Below are 17675 nucleotides of genomic sequence, written 5' to 3'. Positions count from 1 at the left end.
CTGTTCGGTTCACCGGCAAAAAGGCAATGGTGATGCGTTCGTGCACGACACATGTGCACGGCGATGCGCCCGGCAGCCGCAAGGGGGTAAAATCCGGTACGGTGGAAAGCATCTGCGAACCCATCGGGCACGCCGATCAGGTGCGTGCTGAAGGCTCGCATGTCATTCGCCACCTCGATCGTTTTTATATGAACAACAGGAATACCCAGGGTGAGGCGATCTTCGTCCGCAGCACGCAGACCTATGATCCTCCCAAGGACGATGATCCGGTGCGGGGGTCGCTTAGATGGCAGGATGATGCGCCTGTGCAGTTGGCGCAAGCTGCAACCGGAACGATGACCGATGCCGGTAACAATGGATGGTTCTCGTCCAATGGCAATAATACTCGCGCACTCACTGGTACAGCCACAGGTACTGCAAATGGTGGTGGAGCACACGCTCCGTCGACATCTCGACCGATTCCCAAAACTCCCAGTCTGCCAAAGGTTGGTGGTGGGAAACTCTTGCGGAAAGGTATCTGGGCCATGGTGCTCGAGGATATGCTCCGCGACCTCTCAATGCCGGAGGATGAGCGGGCCACTGAGGGGCGTGCCTTGGGCGCGATAATGTCCAAACCAGGGCAGGCTGTAATTGTTCAGGACAAGCTTCTTGGCGGCCGCCAACCTGTCACTTTTGGGAATATTTTGAAGCGCGAGACTTGGGATTTCTCCGGAAAATACGGTATTGCCATCGATCAAGAAGAAAGGGTGCCGCTGGCAAACGATATCCTGTCATCAATATCCGGCAAACCAATGGACGTTCGAACGATGTCCGATGCGGAAGTAAACGGTCTGCTGGCTCCCTTCCAAGGTCTCTCTGACGAGGAAATCGAGCAAAAGCTGAAAGACATCAGAGAAGCCCGACAGCAAGAGGAGCAAGAAAAGAAAGAAGACCCCAAACCTGGTCCTCAACCAGTCCCTCCTCCGCCGCTCGGTCCAAGTACTAGGATCGATGGTAAGAAAAGACGACGTAAAAAATGTCTGATCGGTCCGTACGACGAAATTAAAGAGGAGTGTTCTGGCGCGGGCGACTATGCCCACCACGTCGTCGCCGACATGACATACCGTCTGGGCGATCGTCCAGGGAAAGTAACGACAGAAAGAGTGCCTAATGCTCCTACCGAAGGTGAAGGGGAGTCAATCTGCCTGACTGAGGCCCAACACAGCCGAAAAAATGGCTCTGGCGGTGTGCATGAACTGACCAGAAACGAGCTGAAAGGGATTGATCATCCGGATTATCCGGGAACAGCTCCTATGGAAGATATCTTGTTAGCGTCTCAAGATGCGCTGCTGGCAACAAAAGGAATCGACAAAGCCTGCGCAGAAGCGGCAAACGCGCGGGCGGAAGAACAGGTGAAGAAGAAGACAGGCCTTTCCGCTCCGGGAAGGACGAAGGAAAAACCGCTTCCAACAGGCAGGATCGCTGATGTACTTCGTGCTGGAAAATATCCGTAAAAAGGAGAGACCTTCTTGGATGACATTCTGAATGACGAGCAAGATTTCGAAGAGCTGTACGGCAAATGGGAGCCCAAACTCTATCAGGCTGCCATGGCAGACACCGACCGCCACTTCGCTGCTCTGGTGGGTGGACCGCGTTGGGACGATCCGTACACGATCATTCTCATGCGCGACGCCGTTAAACAAACATTCTCGCGGTCGGATGTTCGCAGGGAGTTGCGCGATATCCGCGTGATACCGTCGTTGAAAGACGATGCAGGGCCTTCCTATGTCACGATCAGCCTGCAGGGCGACATTTATGTTGTCGGTCCAGACGGTTCGCAGCATTTCATCATCCCCGGAACTCCAGCCGAATCCGAGATCGCGTCCGAAATCGATTTCCGCTCCATTCTTCCTTACGACAATCGTTGGCTCGTGGCAGGCAGCGGCAACTTCTTGAAGCTCGGAAAAGGCGAGAGTTGGGAGGACGTGTCGCCGTCGCTTACAACTGAATATCCTTACTCGGAGACTGAATGGGCCATTCTCGGAGAGAACATCAAGGGTGAAATCTTTATCGTTGCGATCCAAAGACCGAACCAACGGTACTTCAACCTTTACCCGGGCCATCCCCTATATCGGAGTGACATGGCGGAAGACGAACGCTTCAAACTGAAAAAAAGGTTGAGAGCTGAAAAGGGTACCCATCCGGTTCTAACTACGCTTTACACAGGAACACCCGGCAACTGGAAACGTCAAGAATTGCCTGAACGGATTGCCAGGACTTCACCACCATACGCATGGTTAGCCGCCGTTACCTCGGACAATCAAGGCAATGATTATTTGGTTGGCTCGGACGGTTTGGTTATGACAGGAACACCCGAGAGCGGTTTCTCGGAAATTTCATCGTTGCCAGACCGCGAAAAGCATTATTCTGATGCTGCTTATCTTGACGACGAACTGGTCCTCATTGCTGACTCGGAGTTGTTTCGCTTCGATGGACATTTAGCAAAAAACTTCACACCAAAGGTGAAGCTCCAGCTTGGTAGCAAACGGGTTCAGCCATCAGCGATTTTTGCCCGGGAAGACAGACTGCATGTGTTTGATTACGGAAACCGCCTCTTTTCTCTCGTTGAGGGAGAATGGAGCGAGTATGCGATTCCAAACGAGTTGCTCGAGCGTCCTTTCAAGGCCAAAAAGCCGTAGGCTGCCCGTTTACGTCAGTTTTCCGCGCCCTGTTTCCTGACAAGCGAGGCGCGCGTCGGTACAAGCGTTCCGTTGGCACCATGGAGGTGCTGCAGGACGAGCTAGGCGCGCTGAATGATCTTGCGACCGGCCCAGAAGGTCTTGGAGAAGCACGGTCTGAATAGCCTGCCGGAGACCGACCTAATCGTCTACGCCAACAAGACGGAATTGATCGAAGTGCTCAAGCCGCTCTGGACGATGTACTTGATGCCAAGCGTTCTGGCGCTGAAGCCGGGGTGTTCGAGGAGGAAGGCATCAGCGATCAAACCGATCACTCAAACCGAACAACGGATTTAAGCGGGATTTTAGCGACCAGTACGCCGTCGCCCCTGACTACCTCGAATTCTGCGCCGTCCACAATCTCATCCTTGAGGATTTTTTCCGCCAGCATTTCTCTTGCAGCTTGCGCTGCCTCGATATAGGCGCGTTCATCGTTCGACAGCACCGTACCTTCCGAATCTTCGGAGAGGCCGTCGGCGTCCCGGACGTGGAAAAAATACCGCGGCATTGGCCATCTTTCTGTTTATCATACAGATTTGTACAACCTCTTCCCACGAAGTTGGTTCCGTCCAAAACGAAGGGCGGTTCGGGGAGCAGAGTTTGTGATGTCCCGGCTATTTGGTCGTCACTTCGTTCAGGACAACGTGAATGGAAACGCCCGCTGGCATCCACGTCCGCTCGATCCTGGCATTGAGGCTTTGCGACAACGTTGCCTCCAGGATTCTACCGAAACCCGACGACGATGCGGGTGGCACATCGGAGCACGTGGGCCCATTGGCTTCGAGCCAGACAATCTCCAGCCGATCTGCTAGGGCTGCTGCCCGAATATCAAGGGTGCCATTCTCGACAGAGAGCGCTCCGTACTTAGAGGAATTCGTCGCAAATTCGTGAAACAGGAGAGCGAGGTTTGTAACCGTGCCTTGCTGTAGGGTTACATCTTCACCGGAAAGCGTCCAAGGTTTCCGGTCGTCTTGCCCGTACGGTGCCAGGATACTTGAAAGAAGCTGAAACAGGCTTGTTTCGCGATTTTCGAGAGCGTGGCCCGTGAGAGTTGGCAACGTTATCTCATGAGCTCTGGCCAATGCCGATAGCCGCTCTCGCATTTCGAGGGCGAGTTCGCCCGGCGTCGCCGCGCTCCGAGCTGCCAAGGCAATGATACTGCCAGTCACCGAAAAGAGGTTCTTTATGCGGTGATGCAACTCTCTCAATAGCAATTCGCGTTCATCGGCATGGCGCTTGCTATCTGAAATGTCTCTGGCGATTTTAGAGGCTCCGATAATGCGGCCTCTGCTATCGACAATTGGCGAGATGGTCAGTGAGATATCGATCAAGGTGCCATCTTTACGGCGTCGCACCGTTTCAAAATGGTCGACGCGCTCGCCTGCTTGAATGCGCGCCAGTATGGACGGCTCTTCGTTCTTCCGATCCTCGGGGATAACAATTGTTATCGGTTGGCCAACGGCTTCGTCCGCGGTGTATCCAAAAATTCGCTCAGCGCCTTTGTTCCAGGTAGTGATGACCCCTGACAAGTTTTTGCTCACTATCGCATCATCTGATGATGCGACAATTGCAGCAAGAAAGTCAGCCGCCTCAAACGGCAGCACTCGCATATCCTGGCCGGCTCTTGCTTCCCGCTCATCCGGAATCCCCATCGTCTCCTCCAAGCTTCATGTCAGGCGCCCACACATTTCGCCCTTCATTAATGCTTCAAAGAGAACGTGTCCGTCAAACGTTGCGCGCACCCTCGCGCGGGCAATCAAGCTGATTGCCAGTCCGTTGATTGGCCGTATTTGAACATATGCCAATAAGGGTATTGCTCGGCACACCGCCAACAATGAGCGCCGAGAACATACCATTCGGCTTTAGCGGCAGATTATCATTGCCACCGCCGGTAGATCGGTCCGCGACGGTGGCGCATTTCATTTCCGCTCCGCCTCCGGCTTCCACCCTCCCGTGAACCCTGTGCCCATCGCGGCGGTCGCCAGCGCAAGTTGCAGCCTCAGATGTTGGATATCCTCCATCAGGCGTCGCGAAGGCGGCCCGGCTTCCGATTCTCTTGGTTTTGGGCGCTCGTTCTCATTCTCCGGTTCAAGAGTTCAAATCGTCCCTGATTTTCCGATAGGCACACGCCGCCGTATCAAGCGATGTTCTATTTATGTTCTATTTGCAGGAGGAGGACGGCCGCCCGGACTTTGGAGGGCTGCAGCGCTGGCTCGGCGGAAGAGGGGGCAAGCGCGTTTCGACGGAGTCCGTTCTCTTCGCCTTTGACCTTCTCTATTTTGACGGCCACGATTTGACCCGGACCGAACTGTCAGTTCGCCGTCATCTCTTGACAGACTTGCTGGAGGGCGCCGTCGGTGCGATCCAGTTGTCCGAAGAGATAGAGGGAGACGACGCTGAGCTATTGGCCAACGCCTGCTCGATCGGCATGAGAGGTATCATCGCCAAACATCGAGATAGCCCCTACCGCCCTGGTCGGACCGGCGACTGGCTGAAGATCAAGTGCGTGCAGAGCAAGAGTTTCATGATCGTCGGCTACGAGCAGTCGGCGGTTGCCCACGGTGGGATTGGCAGCCTCCTGCTGGCGGCTCGCCGGGACCACGATTGGGTCTATGTCGGCGCCGTCGGCACGGGCTTCAAGGAAAAGGATGCAGCTTACCTGAAGAAGACGCTCGACACACTGAAGACACGGACACCAGCCGTGCCGCTTAAAGGCAAGAACTACGTTTACGCGCAGCCGACCTTGATCGCGGAAATTGAATTCCGCGGCTGGACCGACGACGGCAATTTGCGACACGTATCTTACAAAGGTTTGCGCGAGATCCAGGACAATGCCGCTGTTTATGTCCTCAACTGAGCAAAGGATTTCAGTGCGTGGGCGAGGTCTTAAATTTTTTCGGCTGGTGCTCTTGAATCCTAAATTCTCAAAAACCAAATGGATTGCCGCCAACCGCTGATAAAGGGCTGGCCTTGCTGGGAGCGCCGCCTTTCGGCGCTTCCGTACCCATGTTGCTTCAAGGAGGATATGGCTATGGCAACATCTTACGACTACGCACCTCTCTTCCGCTCGAGCGTCGGCTTCGACCGGGTGTTCAATCTTCTCGAAAACGCTCAGCGCGCCCGTTCGATCAGCGACTGGCCGCCCTATGACATCGTCAAGATCGGTGATGATAGCTACCGGATTTCGATCGCGGTCGCAGGTTTTGCCCAGGATGATCTCGACATCACCTTCCAGTCCAATCTGCTGACGGTCACTGGCAAGAAGCAGGAGGCGGCATCCGAAGGTTATCTGCATCGCGGCATTGCCGGCCGTCCGTTCGAACACCGGTTCGAGCTTGCCGACCATGTCAGGGTGAATGGTGCCGATTTGAACAATGGTCTTCTGTCGATCAATCTCGTTCGTGAGATCCCCGAGGCCTTGAAGCCGCGGAAGATCGACATCCAGACCCAGCCGGCCCTCGTGCAGTCGACCGCGCCGGTGCAGATCGAAGCGCAAAAGGCTGCCTGACCGAAACTTCGGAGAAGGGCGTCGCGCGCAGCGGCGCCCGTTAACATCACGGGTTGGGAAGGAGAGAGACAATGAAACCCGATATGTTCAGACAACCAGTTACCATCCTTGTCGGCCTTGGCTTCCCGGCTGTGGTCAGGAGCGTCATGGATGCCTACCGGCATCTTGCCGAATGGCCAGCATCGTTGCGTGACACGGCACACTCGATGGCGCTGAAAGCCTGTAGTGCGGCACTGCGCGGCGAGATCGAAGCGGAGACCGCGCGCGGCCTATTCGCCGCTTTCGCTGAAAAGCATGATCTGCTGGCGCCGGAGAATGATGCCATCGCGGCATCGCACCTTCGGCGGGACAAAGATCCACACGTTCGATAGGAAGGCCGACATGCACGAGATGTTACAGCAGGCCGTGAGCAATGCCGCGGCGATGGGGCCGGCGATCCTGCTTCAGGGCATGCAGATTGAGCGGCCGATCGATGTCGTAAAAGCGACTGCTCTCACCGCACACGACAAGCGGACCATCCTGGCGGCATGGGCCTCGGATTTCTACGCGGTCGATTCGAAGCCGTTGTTCCGCCATATTCCCGGAACGTCGGAGCCGTTTCCATCGATGAGCTTCAGGGTGCCCTTCGAGAACTTGATCGGCGTTATGGCTTCTGACCACAGCGATCTTAGGCAGCCTGTTTCATCGACTTCGCCAATCGCTTGATGGCCTGCTCCAACGAACGCTGGCCATCGCAATAATCCTGCTAGGCGCTCGTCTTTGCCAGCAGCGCCGGCACGGGGCGGATAGTGAAGCGTTTCGGGTCGAGATCGGTCTTCACCTGGCTCCAGGTCAGCGGCATCGACACGGTGGCGCCTGGTCGGGCTCGTGGTGACAAGGATGCAACCGCCGTCGCCATCCGGTCATTGCGCAGGTAGTCGAGGAAGATGCGGCCATTGCGTTCTTCGCCATCTTGATCAGGTAGAGGTCCCGGGGCCATCTGTAGGCAGACATCGTGTACGAATCCTTTTGCCTCCGGCCAGGCCACCTTCTTACGACCGGCTATCTTTCGGGAAGATGCGGTTCCTTGGCGTGTTCCTGCCTCACGGTTAAAGCTGACGCTCAGAACGGTTTCGGCGACCGCCGGTCGCCGAACTGCGTCAATCGGAGAGGTCGCTTAGCGAGCCGCTTCACCTAGCGAGAGCCGGCTAGTCCATGTTGCCGGAGTCGATTGACGTATTACAAAAGCATCGCTGGTCGTCCCCGCGGCTTTAATCGCCGTCGTCATGCCGCAGGGGAGAAATCTTCAAAAAGGCTTGCTGAAATTTGGCAAGATATGGGCCAAAGGACGCGTACAATGGTCTCGCCGATAGTCGTGCGCTCAAAATCCTGATCTCTCTTTTTTGGTTCTTTCCCGACCAGCGCGTGATGCTTTTTACGGCCGATAAAGGCATGGCGTTGTTCTGGGTCTGGCTCCAGGGCATCGATTTTGCATCCAAATGCTCCGTAGCCGTCGCTCGAGGACCGCCGCGCTTGGCTGACGTTTTGGACGAGAAACAGGGTAAGAAGCCTCGTCAAACGTCAGGATTTCGGGTGCACGAATGATATCCAACCGCTCAATCTGATCATCCTTGCGGACTTCACGAAGCTGCGACGCGATCAGCATCGCCTTCAGGGCAGCAATATCGTCTGGAAGATCGACCGCATCCAACATGGAGTAAGTCTATCAAATTGGGCATCGTCTCGCCGCCGGAATTTGCGAACTGAGTCATCGTGGCGCACCTATTCGATTGCCGTTGACACTCTTGTCTCGACGGACCGGACCCGACGCCAATCAAGTCCTACAAACAGCGCTTCGAACTGTGCATGGCCCAAGGTCATCAGGCCGTCCCGAATGTCTGGCCAAGGAAACGTGTGCTCCTCCAGCCGTTTGTAGCCCATTACCAAGCCGCTGCCATCCCAGTAGATCAGCTTCAATTGGTCCGCCTTGCGTGATCGGAATACGAAGACCGTTCCCGTGAACGGGTCCTTGTGCAGTTCGTTTTTTACCAGCGCTGCCAATCCATCGTGACCCTTGCGGAAATCGACAGGCTTGGTCGCCACCATGATCCGAACCCGGTTCGAGGGAAAGATCATACCGGAACCGCGCAGGCACGCGCGACAGCGGCGATCCGGGAGGCGGACGCGCCTTCTTCCAACCGAATCGTGACAGCGCCGACGATGATCTCGGGACGGCTGGCCTTTTTGACGGGCGGCTCCGCAATGGGTGGATCGACGACAACCGCCGCGAACTCCACCGCACCCTCGGGTGCTGGTAGAACCAGCTTGGCCTGTCCAAGTCGAGAGGTGGTTCGGCTTCAGACCATGTCGCTCTGCAACATTGTTCACTAACGCTCCGGGCCGGAGGCTCTCCATGTTGAAACCGGTAATCTCAAAGAGATTTTGAATGAGCCAAAAACGAGACAACGCCCATTGTCGATCTGTGCTGGATCGGACTGCAGGGACAATTCCGCATTTTCGAAAGGACGGAAGCCCACGCAAATGTTATGACGAAACCCATAGAAATCTGTGGGGCCGAGGCAGTATGCATAGAGCGGTTGAAGACAAGAACGCCGAATATTTCCAACGGAGTGGCGAGTTGCTCAACATCCTGTCGAACGCAAAGCGCGTCGAGGTGGTGCTGGCACTGTCCGATAATGAGCAGAGCGTGAAGCAGTTGGCCCACCAAGTCGATATATCACAATCAGCGCTTTCCCAGCATCTTGCAAAAATGCGAGAGGCGGGTGTTGTTGAAACGCGCCGTCACGGCCTTGTCGTCTATTATCGGCTGATAATGCCAGAGCTTATAGGGTTGTTGAAAGAGGTGGTACTTTTCGTGAAAACGAATTCAAAAAAGGCATGACCACCTGCATTCCTCTCGTTGAGGAATCCTCTAACTTTTACTACCTGTGAATCTTCCACCATCGCCTGATGGCGGGTCAGATAGCGGCCAGACAGTCCGCATTGGAATGTTCCTGCGCCCTCAGCTTTGCCAAGTCCTCGTCCAGGTGGCTCAGCGGCGTTGTAATGTGATAGCCGAACGCAAAGATAACTTCCGGATCGGGCCCATCGATAAGCCCAGTGCTGGTTCGCCGTGACGTGTCTTGCGTCATCTCCACTCAACAGCCGATTTTCAGCTTATCGTCCCTGCCCGATATACGACGACAATCCGCCACCGAGCGCATCGAAGGCGGCCCGGCAGCGCGGTGACCGCGAAGGTCTTCATGCATGACGATCCAGGTGTCGAGCGGCAGTTCGAAATCGTCGGCCAGCAGCCGCACCACGTCAGGGTCGTCGCGCACCAGCGGCGTCTGGCAGACCCCGATGCGGCAGCCGGCGCGGATCACCGCCAGTTGCGTCAGATTGCTGTCGGCCCTCAGTGAGAAATGCGAATTCGCCAGCAGGGGGAACCTGCTCGGCGACAGCGCGCACGAAAGCCGTCTTGCGATCGAAGCCGATCAGCCGATGCCCCGCCAACGCGTCTATCGACTGCGGTATGCCATGCCGGTCGAGATAGCGCCGATGCGCATCGGCTCAGACGCATGGCGCGATGATCCTGCTGCCGTGGACGATTTACAATTTCGGCCCCGACGCCTTTCTGCTCCTGCGCGACGACGGCCCCACGGAACCCGGTGACGTCGAAAGGAGAAATCCGCGCTGAACTGGAGCACCGGCTGAAGCGTGCAGCCGAGGAGGGAACCCGTGTCTCTTCGTCCGTGCCGGTGATTTCTTCGGACCGAATGCCGCCAATAACTGGTTCTCGCAGGGCTTGGTGCAGCCGGAAAAGCCGGTTCGGCATGTCATCTATCCCGGCCGCAAGGGCACAGGCCATACATGGGCCTATGTGCCCGCTGTAGTCGAAACCATGGTCAGGCTGGTCGAGCGGCGGGATCAACTCCCGCCTTTGCGGTCTATCACATGGTAGGGGTCTGGGATGCGGATGGACGCGCCATGGTCGATGCGATTGGCCGCGTCGTCGGTGGCAAGCCGCGAGTCTGGTCCTTTCCATGGTGGTCAATGCCTCTTCTGGCGCCCTTCGTGCCGCTGTTCAGGGAATTGCGCGAAATGCGCTATGTCTGGGCCGAGCCGCTGCAGTTGGACAATGCCGGATTGCTTGCCGTCCTCGGGGAGGAGCAACGGACGCCACTTGACACGGCCATGCGTGAGACGTTGGTCATGATGGGTTGCCTGCCGCCGGAAAAGGTTAAAGAGATAGCCAAGATCCAAGATATACGCCGCTTCGACTATGTATGGCGCAGCGCCTGTCATCTATAGCTAGGGATGGACGCAAGTGATGGATGTCATGCGGAACTGTCCAAGAATATGGAGAATCCCAAGGGCTGAGCACGGGACGCGGAAACTAACACATTGTACAGGCCGCAATCGGAGCAATGCTTATGAGGTTCCGCGGCAGTATCGTCCGCGTTCGACGCCGTTCAGATTGCAAGTTTGTCAGGATATCCGAAATGGCGTTACCGAACGGCGCGATACGCCGCGCGCATATGGCGTTTGAGGCTAACCTTATGGCCGAGAAGTTCGATTCAGGCGAACTGAACGATGAGGAAGCGAAGGCCAGCGCGATTGCCGAGCAGGAGGCGCACATTGTAGCGCTCGAACGGAAGGTCTCCCAATCAGCAATGGATTCGGGCTATCTTAAGCGTAGACTGAGCTGATCAGCCCGAACCTCCATGCAAAGCGCCCGGTAGTCCGAAACGGTCAAATGCTGTGTTTCGATGGGGTGACGATGCATGGCGGTGATGACCGCGACGTGTGCACCGGCATCTTCTCCCGCAAGGATTCCGGCAGTGGCGTCCTCAAAGACTAGGCACTTCGCCGGATCAAAGCCCAGCCGATGTGCGCCGAGCAGGTAACAGGCCGGGTTCGGCTTGCCGTTTGCAACTTCATCGCCGCTGATCATGACATCCGCGAAGAGGATATGGGCGGCCGCCATGCGCTTTCGCGCAAGCTCGATCAGCGCGGAAGTGACGATCGCTCAGCGATCTCGTGGCAGGGCCTTCAGGAAATCGATCGCTCCGGGCACGGGTTTTATGCCCTCGACATCCCTCCAGTTCCTCAGTCTGTACCGCCAGTTCCTCGCGGTGCGGGTCGACACCCGGCAACGCGAGAGACGTAATCGCGTCGATTGCCCGTACGCCGTGGACTGTCGGGATAAACACGGCCGAGTCGAGCCCATGGCGCATGCACCAGCGGCCCCAGACACGCTCCACCGCGGTCGAATCGAGCAGCGTGCCATCCATGTCGAACAGGACGGCGTCGTAAGTGCGTCCGCCGTGGAATAAGGGCTGCGTTATCATGGCTGGCGCCTATGATTTCCGGAGGTGGTTGCATTGAGGTGGCACCGCGCGCGAGTGCATTTTGGTCATCGGAATTCTCCTTAAGCCGCACCAGGGCCGGGACAACAGATCTCGGCGACCGCCGGATGGCCGTGGAGGTCGTGCGCCGGTCCCTGCAAAGGGTTAGGGTCTTCAGGCCGCAGCACCAGCGAGGCGTCGATCGCCGACATTCAGCTCCTTAATGCCTCACAAGATTTTGCAGCGCGTCGACCGTGAATGGCTGGCGGGATGAACGCCTGCCGTGGTCACAGTTAGAGAATGCCGGCGAGAATTCCCACACCGGCCAGGGCGGCAATGCCGCCAGAAGTACGCACGACGCGGGAGCTATGCTGCTCGCCGACCTTCCCAATCAGAAAACCAGTGGCGATCCCGGCGACATGTAGCAGTGCCGTCGCGATCATGAAACCTGCCCCATAGGCGACGCTGCCAGCGTTGTCGGGCATTTCAGTTCCATGCGCATGGCCGTGGAATACGGCAAACAAGCCGACAATCGCCATGACGACCGCTGCCGGGGCCTTCACGCTGAGGGCGACGGACATGCCGAGGACGACGACCGACAACGCGATGCCGGCCTCGACGAATGGTACATCAAAACCGGCCGCGCCCAGCGCGCCGGCGGCGGCCATGGCAAGGACGAACGCCATCGGCACAAGCCACAAGGCGCGGCCCCCGAGCTGATATGCCAGCACGCCGACCATCACCATGGCCAGGATGTGGTCGAGGCCGGAGATGGGATGGGTAAAGCCGTGGAAGAAGCCGCTGTTCTCGCCGACGCCGGTATGGGCGAGGGCAACGGTCGGCATGGCAGCCAGTACAAAGGTCAACGGATAAATTGTGGATTTGAGTTTCATTGTGGTCCCCTTTCCAGCGGTGATGTTCCTGTCTGTCTGATCATGCTGAGGATGCGAAAGGCTGCGCAGGCGGCTCCGTATCCGTTGTCGATGTTCACGACCGTCAGCCCGGGAGCGCATGACGCGAGCGCGGCGTGAAGCGCCGTCTCGCCCCCATTCGCCACGCCATAACCGGTGGAGGTCGGCAGGCAGATGATGGCGCCGGGCACGAGTCCGCCGAGAACACTGGGAAGCGCGCCATCCATGCCCGCCACCGCGACGATGACCGGAAATGTCCGCAGTTCCTCCACACGCTCCAGAAGCCGCCACAACCCGGCGACGCCGATATCAATGAACTGCTTCGTCGGGGCGCCGAGATAGGTCAGCGTCCGTATCGTTTCCGCTGCCTGCGGCATGTCGGAGCTGCCGGCCGACACCACGGCGATCAGCGGCCGCTCCTCCAGTGTGGACGGGGTCCAGTTCAGATAAGCGGTGCGCGATACCGGATCGTAGTCGAGCTTCTCCAGGTAGCGGGGTGCAATCCGCGCGAAGACGCCGAGCTCCAGACGGCTCATGAGACAGCGGGCGCCGCGTTCGAGGACACGGTCCATGATCGTCGCGAGCTGCTCATCCGACTTGCGGGCGCATAGGATGGCTTCATCGAATCCGATGCGGTCGGGACGCTGGAAGTCCAGCCGAATCTCTTCGCTCATGCGCCCTCACCCCGCAGGAAGGCGCTGCCGCGCGTGTAGCTCTCGAACTGGACGGGTCGCGGATCACCGAATGTCGTGCGGATGCGATCAGAAAGCGCCATACGGGTGGCGGCTGAAAGCGTGGCCAATGTGGCCTCGTCCAGCTCCACCACCACGCCGCCCTGCCGAACGCGACAGCGCACGGTCTGCGGCGAAAGGTCTCGGCGGAGCAGCATTTCGACCGTGTCGATGGCGCGCAATGTTGCGGGATCGATCCTTAGAGCGGTCTCGACCCGGCTTGAAAGACACGGCGCGGACGGCAGCTCGGCGAGATCGTCGAGCCCATGCGCGGCCGCCATTGCCCGCACATCGGCTTTCGACATGCCCGCCTCGACGAAGGGATGCCGCACGCTATTGTTTTTGGCGGCCTTGAGGCCTGGGCGCCAATCGCCGAGATCGTCCGTATTGGTGCCGGAAAAAAGCTGGGCGCCCGTCAGCGACGAGAGGGTGCCATAGAGACTAGATTTGCAGAAGAAGCAGCGGTTCGAGGGGTTCGCGAGATAGCGCTCGTCCCCGAATTCGCCGGCATCTACAATCCTGAGGTTCCAGCCGTGCCTTTCCGCATAGGTCCGGACACGACCGGTTGCGCTTTCCGGAACCGCCGCCGAGGCAGCATGGTACATGGTAACGTCGGAGCCCAGACGAGCATGCGCCGTGAAGGCCAGGGTCATGCTGTCCACGCCGCCGGAGAGCGCTACGGCGGCGGGACGCGCACTGTCGAACACGGCATTCAGGCGGATGAGAAATGCATCGCTCTCCGTCAAGGTTTTGTCTCCAGGGCTTGCGACTCGGCGCGGTGGCGCAGCTCGGCGCGCGCCTTGTGGCTTTCCTGATGATCTGCGTCGTCCATCTCGGCCTTCGCCGTCGGGCCGCCGGGCCGGTCCGCGAGCTTCACGCGGACGCCCTCGGCGGTGGTCATGGCCTTGCGTGGAAGAACGGATCGGGCTTCGATCCGGCTGCGCAGACCGAGTGTCGTCGTCTGGCGAAAGCAGAGCGCCGCCGTCGCGTCCAACGCCTCTGGACGGGTCAGGATCTGGATCGAAGCCACCATGCGGCCCTTCTTGCCGAAGGCGGGAGTTTGCACCACGTCGATAACCCCGTCGTCCGCCCGTATGTGATCCAGGGCGACTGCCAGATCTTCGCCGGTTTGATCATCTATCTCGAACTGGATGACGCCGACCTGCTCATGGACCGTGTCCTCATCCTTGAAGGCCAGAACACGCAGCACGTTGCTCATGCCCGGCAGACGCCGCGTGCCGAAGCCGATCCCGGTGCGTTCGAGCATGCGCGGAGAGGGACCGATGCCGGTGGAGGGCGCGATGTAGCGGAGGATCGCGGCGCCTGTCGGCGTGACACGCTCACCGTGACGGCCGTCGTCGTGAAACGCAAAGCCGCGTAGCAGTAGCGTCGTGGCGGGCGCCGGAACGGGAAGGCGGCCATGATCAGTTTCGACCCAGCCGCGCCCGAGCGGAAGTGATCCCACCGACCAACTCGCCGCGCCTGCGGCTTCGATCAATGTCGCTGCCGCAACGATGTCGGCGATGGAATCCCAGTTGCCAACCTCATGGAATGCTACGGTATCGACTTGCTTGCCATGTACAGCAGCTTCGGCCTGAGCAAGTTCGTGGAAGATCGCAATGGCGATCCGCTTCACTTTCGCAGGAAGCCGGCTGCCTTCCAGCATCGCACGAAGATCCCGCCAATGGGTGTGGTGATGATGGTGATGCTCATCGTGGTGGTGATGATGGTCATCGGCATGATCGTGATGGTGGTCGTGCCCATGCCCATGCGAGTGACCATGGACATGACCATGCGGATGCGTCTTGGCGTGGGCCTGCTCCGAACCCGCCTTATGGACGTCGAACCGGCTGCCGGTGAGGACGCCATCATCGTGCGGGAGGAGGTTCGCGTGAACATCCTCCTGAAGTCCCGCCAGACGAAGATTGTCTTGCACGACCGCCGAAAGGTCGGGCCAAGCATCGAGGAGGGCCGCAACGAACATATCGCCGGCGACGCCCCCGACGGCATCAAGATGAATATGCATCCGGCGTTCATCCCTCTTCATTTGGTCACCGACAATCCGCTGAGGTCGATTTGCAGCACTTCACCCGGTTCCTTCGATCCAACCGCGGTTTCGATCGCTGCCTTGAGCACGGCGATCGGCGCTCTGAGATGCTCCGTTATCTGGGCAGAAATTGCGGCAAGATCGTCATGCTCGGCCTTGGCGCGCATGAAGACCCCGTCGCTGAGGATACGCTTGAGGCGCAGCGGAAAGGTGACCGTTCCTCCGGCCCATCGTACTTCCAGTCGGGTCTGGTAGCGCTTGATGTCAAAATGCTTGTGCTGCGATTCCAACACCCGGTAGCCCCAGATGCCGAGATCGCCGACGAGAAGGGCTGCGAATTCCGGTTCGTCCTCGGCATTGATGTCGACCAGCAGGACATAGGCCGGACGACCCTTCTTGCCGAGGCTGGAAAGGAGCTGCACGTTCTTGGCGCCCATTTCGGTCATCCTCTTGATGACATGCCCCAGCAGTTCGCCGGGCGCATCGTCGATCTGGGCCATGAGAAGAATGACGCCGCCCGCCATCAGAGCGCCCCCATCACAGCGCCATCGTGTCGACGGCGACCAGGGCGGCGGCTTCGGCCTTGGCCTTGGTGCCGGGAATACCGGCGGAGATCAGACCGGCCGATTGCGCTTCACTTGCGGCATCCGCGGCGCTCATTTTGCCCATGGCGGCCGCGACCACGGCCGGGATGGTGACGTTCATGATGACGTTGCCCGCCAGCAGCAATTCGCTGGCAATCGGCGCGAGAGCCGTCAGGAACGGCGCGCGCTCCTTGCCGATTCCCTGCGCGACCTCGGAAATGACCGCGTTGATAATACCTTCCATGCGGATGGTCTCGTCGCCGACGGTGACTTCGGCGTCGAGCGCCGGGTCAAAGGCAAGCCAGCGCGCCGCCATCTTGCTCGACCGCCGGGCCCCCTTGCTGATCTTGGTGAAGTGTACTTTGATCGTCGTGCCCTTGACCTTGGTCAGGAAAGCCGATCCCCGGTCCTCGACAAGCAGTTGCCGTTCCGTGTCCAACGCGCTGACGATCTCGCCGACGCTCTTTCCGGCCGTCAGGTCGTCGTAGGCGCGTGCCGCCCGCTTGTGCAGGGCCATCGTGGCCATCGGGCTGGACGAGATCATGAGGGCATCGGTCACGGGACCGTTGCAGATCTGCGTCGCCTTGCGCGCGACGATGTTCATCGCCACCATCGCGGTCTCCGGATCGAAGCTGAAGCCGATCCGCCGCTCGCGCAAGGCGCGCGCCACGCTCTGTTCGCTCGAGCCGTCCTGAAGAAGGCACATCAACGCGATGACGGCATCGCCGCAGACATGGCCGAGCGGCGGATTGACCGGGCCGGCACCCGCCCCGGCGATCCCTTCCTCGAAAACGGAGATGATCTCGTCGAGCGCCATGATGCCGATGACGGTCGGCCCGCCGATATCCTTGAGGATGAGGCCGAGATCGCCGATCAGCCGCGCGGTCTCGATCTCCTTGCCGGTGATGCGTACATGCAGCTTTTCCGGCAGGCTGGCGGTGCGAACGGCGGAGCGGCCGGCGACGAAGGCGCTGGTCACCTTGCCGTAGGGGCCGTATTCCTCCGCGACGTCGGCGTCGGGATGGATGATCTCCAGGATAGCCGCCGCACCGAACAGCGCGGAGAGGAATTTCTGGCTCGGCATGCCGGCGCCCGACATGGCGTCCATCATTGCCTTGGTGCCGACAGCGGCTCCCCGTTCAGCCATGCCGGGAAAGATGATGTCCTCGCCGAGCGCGCCGTGGCCGACCATGACCCCGCCGCCGACACCCTCGGGGATATCGCGGCCCTGCACCGGTGAAAGCTCGCCCTTCATCATTGCGTCATAGACGGCGGCGACCGCGGCGAAGCCGGAGATCTTGTTGTTCATCTTGGCGGTCGGCACTGCCGCAAGCCCGGAGCGGCTGACGCTCGCGATCATGCGGGCCGACGAGCCGAGCTTACGATTGCCGGCGGGAATGCCGACCTGCGCATTGGCGCCGCAGAGGTACAGCAGCGTCGCGGCGATCAGCGCCGCATTCGCTCCATCCGCTCCAGCCGATTTGGCTACAGCAATGCTTTTCGCCAGAAGGTCATCGATCGGCTGGTGGATGGCGTCGGCGAACTTCACCTCCGGGCTTACGCCACGGCGCAGCTCCGTCGCGATGACGTTGCAGACCGCGACCACCGGGATGTTCAGCATCCCGTGCCCGCCCGTCAGGGCTTCGACGCGGTCGCTGGTCAGCCAGCCCGGATTGGCGTTTGCGGCCATGACCGATGCGAGGATCACCTTTTCCCGGTGTGCGGCCGAATCCGTCATTCCTGTTCCCCTGTGGCAGCTTCGTATCGGCCAAGAGTTACCATGATCCCATTATAACAATGAAAGGCATTTATTTCATGGATCCATGAGCATCGTTCATAATGGTCAT

The 17675-nt window shown here is 59.0% G+C and carries 19 protein-coding genes and 3 pseudogenes; 9 read left to right on the top strand and 13 right to left on the bottom strand.

The window, feature by feature from the left end; all coding sequences use genetic code 11:
* Together ACIK7D_RS24455 and ACIK7D_RS24450 are read left to right on the top strand one after the other, a co-directional pair.
* On the top strand, positions 1-1493 hold a 1493-nt coding region (locus tag ACIK7D_RS24455; protein WP_400157692.1), incomplete at its 5' end, for a DUF4150 domain-containing protein.
* Between the two features lie 15 nt (positions 1494-1508).
* A complete protein-coding gene (locus tag ACIK7D_RS24450) occupies positions 1509-2678 on the top strand; it encodes a hypothetical protein (protein ID WP_400157691.1) in 1170 nt (389 codons plus the stop codon).
* A 310-nt stretch (positions 2679-2988) separates the two neighbouring features.
* Here ACIK7D_RS24450 and ACIK7D_RS24445 read toward each other — a convergent pair whose 3' ends face one another.
* Both ACIK7D_RS24445 and ACIK7D_RS24440 read right to left on the bottom strand, forming a co-directional pair.
* A complete protein-coding gene (locus tag ACIK7D_RS24445) occupies positions 2989-3225 on the bottom strand; it encodes a DUF6894 family protein (RefSeq protein ID WP_400157690.1) in 237 nt (78 codons plus the stop codon).
* 106 nt (positions 3226-3331) lie between these two features.
* The gene (locus ACIK7D_RS24440) at positions 3332-4369 is read right to left on the bottom strand and encodes a PAS domain S-box protein (RefSeq protein ID WP_400157689.1); all 1038 of its coding nucleotides are present in this window, start codon (positions 4367-4369) and stop codon (positions 3332-3334) included.
* Between the two features lie 518 nt (positions 4370-4887).
* Between ACIK7D_RS24440 and ACIK7D_RS24435 the strand changes: the two are divergent.
* From ACIK7D_RS24435 to ACIK7D_RS24420, 4 genes and pseudogenes are all read left to right on the top strand, one after another.
* A pseudogene (locus ACIK7D_RS24435) lies at positions 4888-5574 on the top strand (ATP-dependent DNA ligase); the annotation flags it as partial.
* 174 nt (positions 5575-5748) lie between these two features.
* A complete protein-coding gene (locus ACIK7D_RS24430) occupies positions 5749-6225 on the top strand; it encodes an Hsp20 family protein (protein ID WP_400157444.1) in 477 nt (158 codons plus the stop codon).
* 71 nt (positions 6226-6296) lie between these two features.
* Positions 6297-6596: a DUF982 domain-containing protein gene (locus ACIK7D_RS24425; RefSeq protein WP_137454907.1), complete on the top strand. Its 300-nt coding sequence runs from the start codon at positions 6297-6299 to the stop codon at positions 6594-6596.
* Positions 6597-6606: 10 nt separating this feature from the next.
* A complete protein-coding gene (locus tag ACIK7D_RS24420) occupies positions 6607-6930 on the top strand; it encodes a hypothetical protein (RefSeq protein WP_400157688.1) in 324 nt (107 codons plus the stop codon).
* On the opposite strand, the pseudogene ACIK7D_RS24415 reads toward ACIK7D_RS24420, so the two are convergent.
* From ACIK7D_RS24415 to tnpB, 3 genes and pseudogenes are all read right to left on the bottom strand, one after another.
* Positions 6893-7261: pseudogene (locus ACIK7D_RS24415) on the bottom strand (ATP-dependent DNA ligase); the annotation flags it as partial. The gene ACIK7D_RS24420 and the pseudogene ACIK7D_RS24415 sit on opposite strands and share 38 nt — an antisense overlap.
* Positions 7262-7488: 227 nt before the next feature.
* Complete coding sequence (locus ACIK7D_RS24410; RefSeq protein WP_400157710.1) at positions 7489-7782, bottom strand: hypothetical protein; 294 nt, start codon at positions 7780-7782, stop codon at positions 7489-7491.
* Between the two features lie 204 nt (positions 7783-7986).
* Complete coding sequence (tnpB, locus tag ACIK7D_RS24405; RefSeq protein ID WP_400157687.1) at positions 7987-8340, bottom strand: IS66 family insertion sequence element accessory protein TnpB; 354 nt, start codon at positions 8338-8340, stop codon at positions 7987-7989.
* 310 nt (positions 8341-8650) lie between these two features.
* On the opposite strand from tnpB, the gene ACIK7D_RS24400 reads away from it, so the two are divergent.
* Positions 8651-9106, top strand: a complete 456-nt coding sequence (locus tag ACIK7D_RS24400) for an ArsR/SmtB family transcription factor (RefSeq protein WP_400157686.1) — start codon at positions 8651-8653, stop codon at positions 9104-9106.
* A 256-nt stretch (positions 9107-9362) separates the two neighbouring features.
* On the opposite strand, the gene ACIK7D_RS24395 is transcribed toward ACIK7D_RS24400, so the two are convergent.
* Complete coding sequence (locus ACIK7D_RS24395) at positions 9363-9590, bottom strand: hypothetical protein (protein ID WP_400157685.1); 228 nt, start codon at positions 9588-9590, stop codon at positions 9363-9365.
* A 604-nt stretch (positions 9591-10194) separates the two neighbouring features.
* Between ACIK7D_RS24395 and ACIK7D_RS24390 the strand changes: the two genes are divergently transcribed.
* The gene (locus ACIK7D_RS24390; RefSeq protein ID WP_400157684.1) at positions 10195-10518 is read left to right on the top strand and encodes a hypothetical protein; all 324 of its coding nucleotides are present in this window, start codon (positions 10195-10197) and stop codon (positions 10516-10518) included.
* Positions 10519-10709: 191 nt separating this feature from the next.
* Positions 10710-10916 carry a hypothetical protein gene (locus tag ACIK7D_RS24385; protein WP_400157683.1) on the top strand — a complete coding sequence of 69 codons (207 nt, stop codon included), beginning with the start codon at positions 10710-10712 and terminating at the stop codon, positions 10914-10916.
* Here the strand turns inward: ACIK7D_RS24385 and ACIK7D_RS24380 are convergent.
* The 7 genes and pseudogenes from ACIK7D_RS24380 to ACIK7D_RS24350 form a co-directional block, all read right to left on the bottom strand.
* Positions 10892-11558 (bottom strand): annotated as a pseudogene (locus tag ACIK7D_RS24380) (HAD-IA family hydrolase). The gene ACIK7D_RS24385 and the pseudogene ACIK7D_RS24380 sit on opposite strands and share 25 nt — an antisense overlap.
* Before the next feature lie 290 nt (positions 11559-11848).
* Positions 11849-12448 (bottom strand): HupE/UreJ family protein, encoded by a 600-nt coding sequence (locus ACIK7D_RS24375; RefSeq protein WP_400157682.1) that lies wholly within the window; start codon positions 12446-12448, stop codon positions 11849-11851.
* The gene (larB, locus tag ACIK7D_RS24370) at positions 12445-13140 is read right to left on the bottom strand and encodes a nickel pincer cofactor biosynthesis protein LarB (protein ID WP_400157681.1); all 696 of its coding nucleotides are present in this window, start codon (positions 13138-13140) and stop codon (positions 12445-12447) included. Before larB ends, ACIK7D_RS24375 begins: the two co-directional genes overlap by 4 nt.
* Positions 13137-13943: an adenine nucleotide alpha hydrolase gene (locus ACIK7D_RS24365; RefSeq protein WP_400157680.1), complete on the bottom strand. Its 807-nt coding sequence runs from the start codon at positions 13941-13943 to the stop codon at positions 13137-13139. The genes larB and ACIK7D_RS24365 overlap by 4 nt, the downstream gene beginning before the upstream one ends.
* Positions 13940-15223 (bottom strand): LarC family nickel insertion protein, encoded by a 1284-nt coding sequence (locus ACIK7D_RS24360; RefSeq protein ID WP_400157679.1) that lies wholly within the window; start codon positions 15221-15223, stop codon positions 13940-13942. Before ACIK7D_RS24360 ends, ACIK7D_RS24365 begins: the two co-directional genes overlap by 4 nt.
* 17 nt (positions 15224-15240) lie before the next feature.
* A complete protein-coding gene (larC, locus tag ACIK7D_RS24355; RefSeq protein WP_400157678.1) occupies positions 15241-15768 on the bottom strand; it encodes a nickel insertion protein in 528 nt (175 codons plus the stop codon).
* Between the two features lie 13 nt (positions 15769-15781).
* A complete protein-coding gene (locus ACIK7D_RS24350; RefSeq protein ID WP_400157677.1) occupies positions 15782-17518 on the bottom strand; it encodes a hypothetical protein in 1737 nt (578 codons plus the stop codon).
* Positions 17519-17675 lie beyond the last annotated feature (157 nt).

This window comes from Agrobacterium sp. P15N1-A (assembly GCF_044626815.1).
Taxonomy (GTDB): Bacteria; Pseudomonadota; Alphaproteobacteria; order Rhizobiales; family Rhizobiaceae; genus Agrobacterium; species Agrobacterium leguminum.
The sequence above is the reverse complement of the archived record's forward strand: the minus strand, read 5'-3'. Positions and strand labels throughout refer to the sequence as shown.

What these genes read in the sequence shown, in the direction of transcription:
- ACIK7D_RS24445 (WP_400157690.1), bottom strand. Translation starts at nt 3,225, where the DNA reads ATGCCGCGGTATTTTTTCCACGTCCGGGACGCCGACGGCCTCTCCGAA.
- ACIK7D_RS24440 (WP_400157689.1), bottom strand. Translation starts at nt 4,369, where the DNA reads ATGGGGATTCCGGATGAGCGGGAAGCAAGAGCCGGCCAGGATATGCGA.
- ACIK7D_RS24430 (WP_400157444.1), top strand. Translation starts at nt 5,749, where the DNA reads ATGGCAACATCTTACGACTACGCACCTCTCTTCCGCTCGAGCGTCGGC.
- ACIK7D_RS24425 (WP_137454907.1), top strand. Translation starts at nt 6,297, where the DNA reads ATGAAACCCGATATGTTCAGACAACCAGTTACCATCCTTGTCGGCCTT.
- ACIK7D_RS24420 (WP_400157688.1), top strand. Translation starts at nt 6,607, where the DNA reads ATGCACGAGATGTTACAGCAGGCCGTGAGCAATGCCGCGGCGATGGGG.
- tnpB (WP_400157687.1), bottom strand. Translation starts at nt 8,340, where the DNA reads ATGATCTTTCCCTCGAACCGGGTTCGGATCATGGTGGCGACCAAGCCT.
- ACIK7D_RS24400 (WP_400157686.1), top strand. Translation starts at nt 8,651, where the DNA reads ATGAGCCAAAAACGAGACAACGCCCATTGTCGATCTGTGCTGGATCGG.
- ACIK7D_RS24390 (WP_400157684.1), top strand. Translation starts at nt 10,195, where the DNA reads ATGGTCGATGCGATTGGCCGCGTCGTCGGTGGCAAGCCGCGAGTCTGG.
- ACIK7D_RS24385 (WP_400157683.1), top strand. Translation starts at nt 10,710, where the DNA reads ATGGCGTTACCGAACGGCGCGATACGCCGCGCGCATATGGCGTTTGAG.
- ACIK7D_RS24375 (WP_400157682.1), bottom strand. Translation starts at nt 12,448, where the DNA reads ATGAAACTCAAATCCACAATTTATCCGTTGACCTTTGTACTGGCTGCC.
- larB (WP_400157681.1), bottom strand. Translation starts at nt 13,140, where the DNA reads ATGAGCGAAGAGATTCGGCTGGACTTCCAGCGTCCCGACCGCATCGGA.
- ACIK7D_RS24360 (WP_400157679.1), bottom strand. Translation starts at nt 15,223, where the DNA reads ATGCATATTCATCTTGATGCCGTCGGGGGCGTCGCCGGCGATATGTTC.
- larC (WP_400157678.1), bottom strand. Translation starts at nt 15,768, where the DNA reads ATGGCGGGCGGCGTCATTCTTCTCATGGCCCAGATCGACGATGCGCCC.
- ACIK7D_RS24350 (WP_400157677.1), bottom strand. Translation starts at nt 17,518, where the DNA reads ATGGCCGCAAACGCCAATCCGGGCTGGCTGACCAGCGACCGCGTCGAA.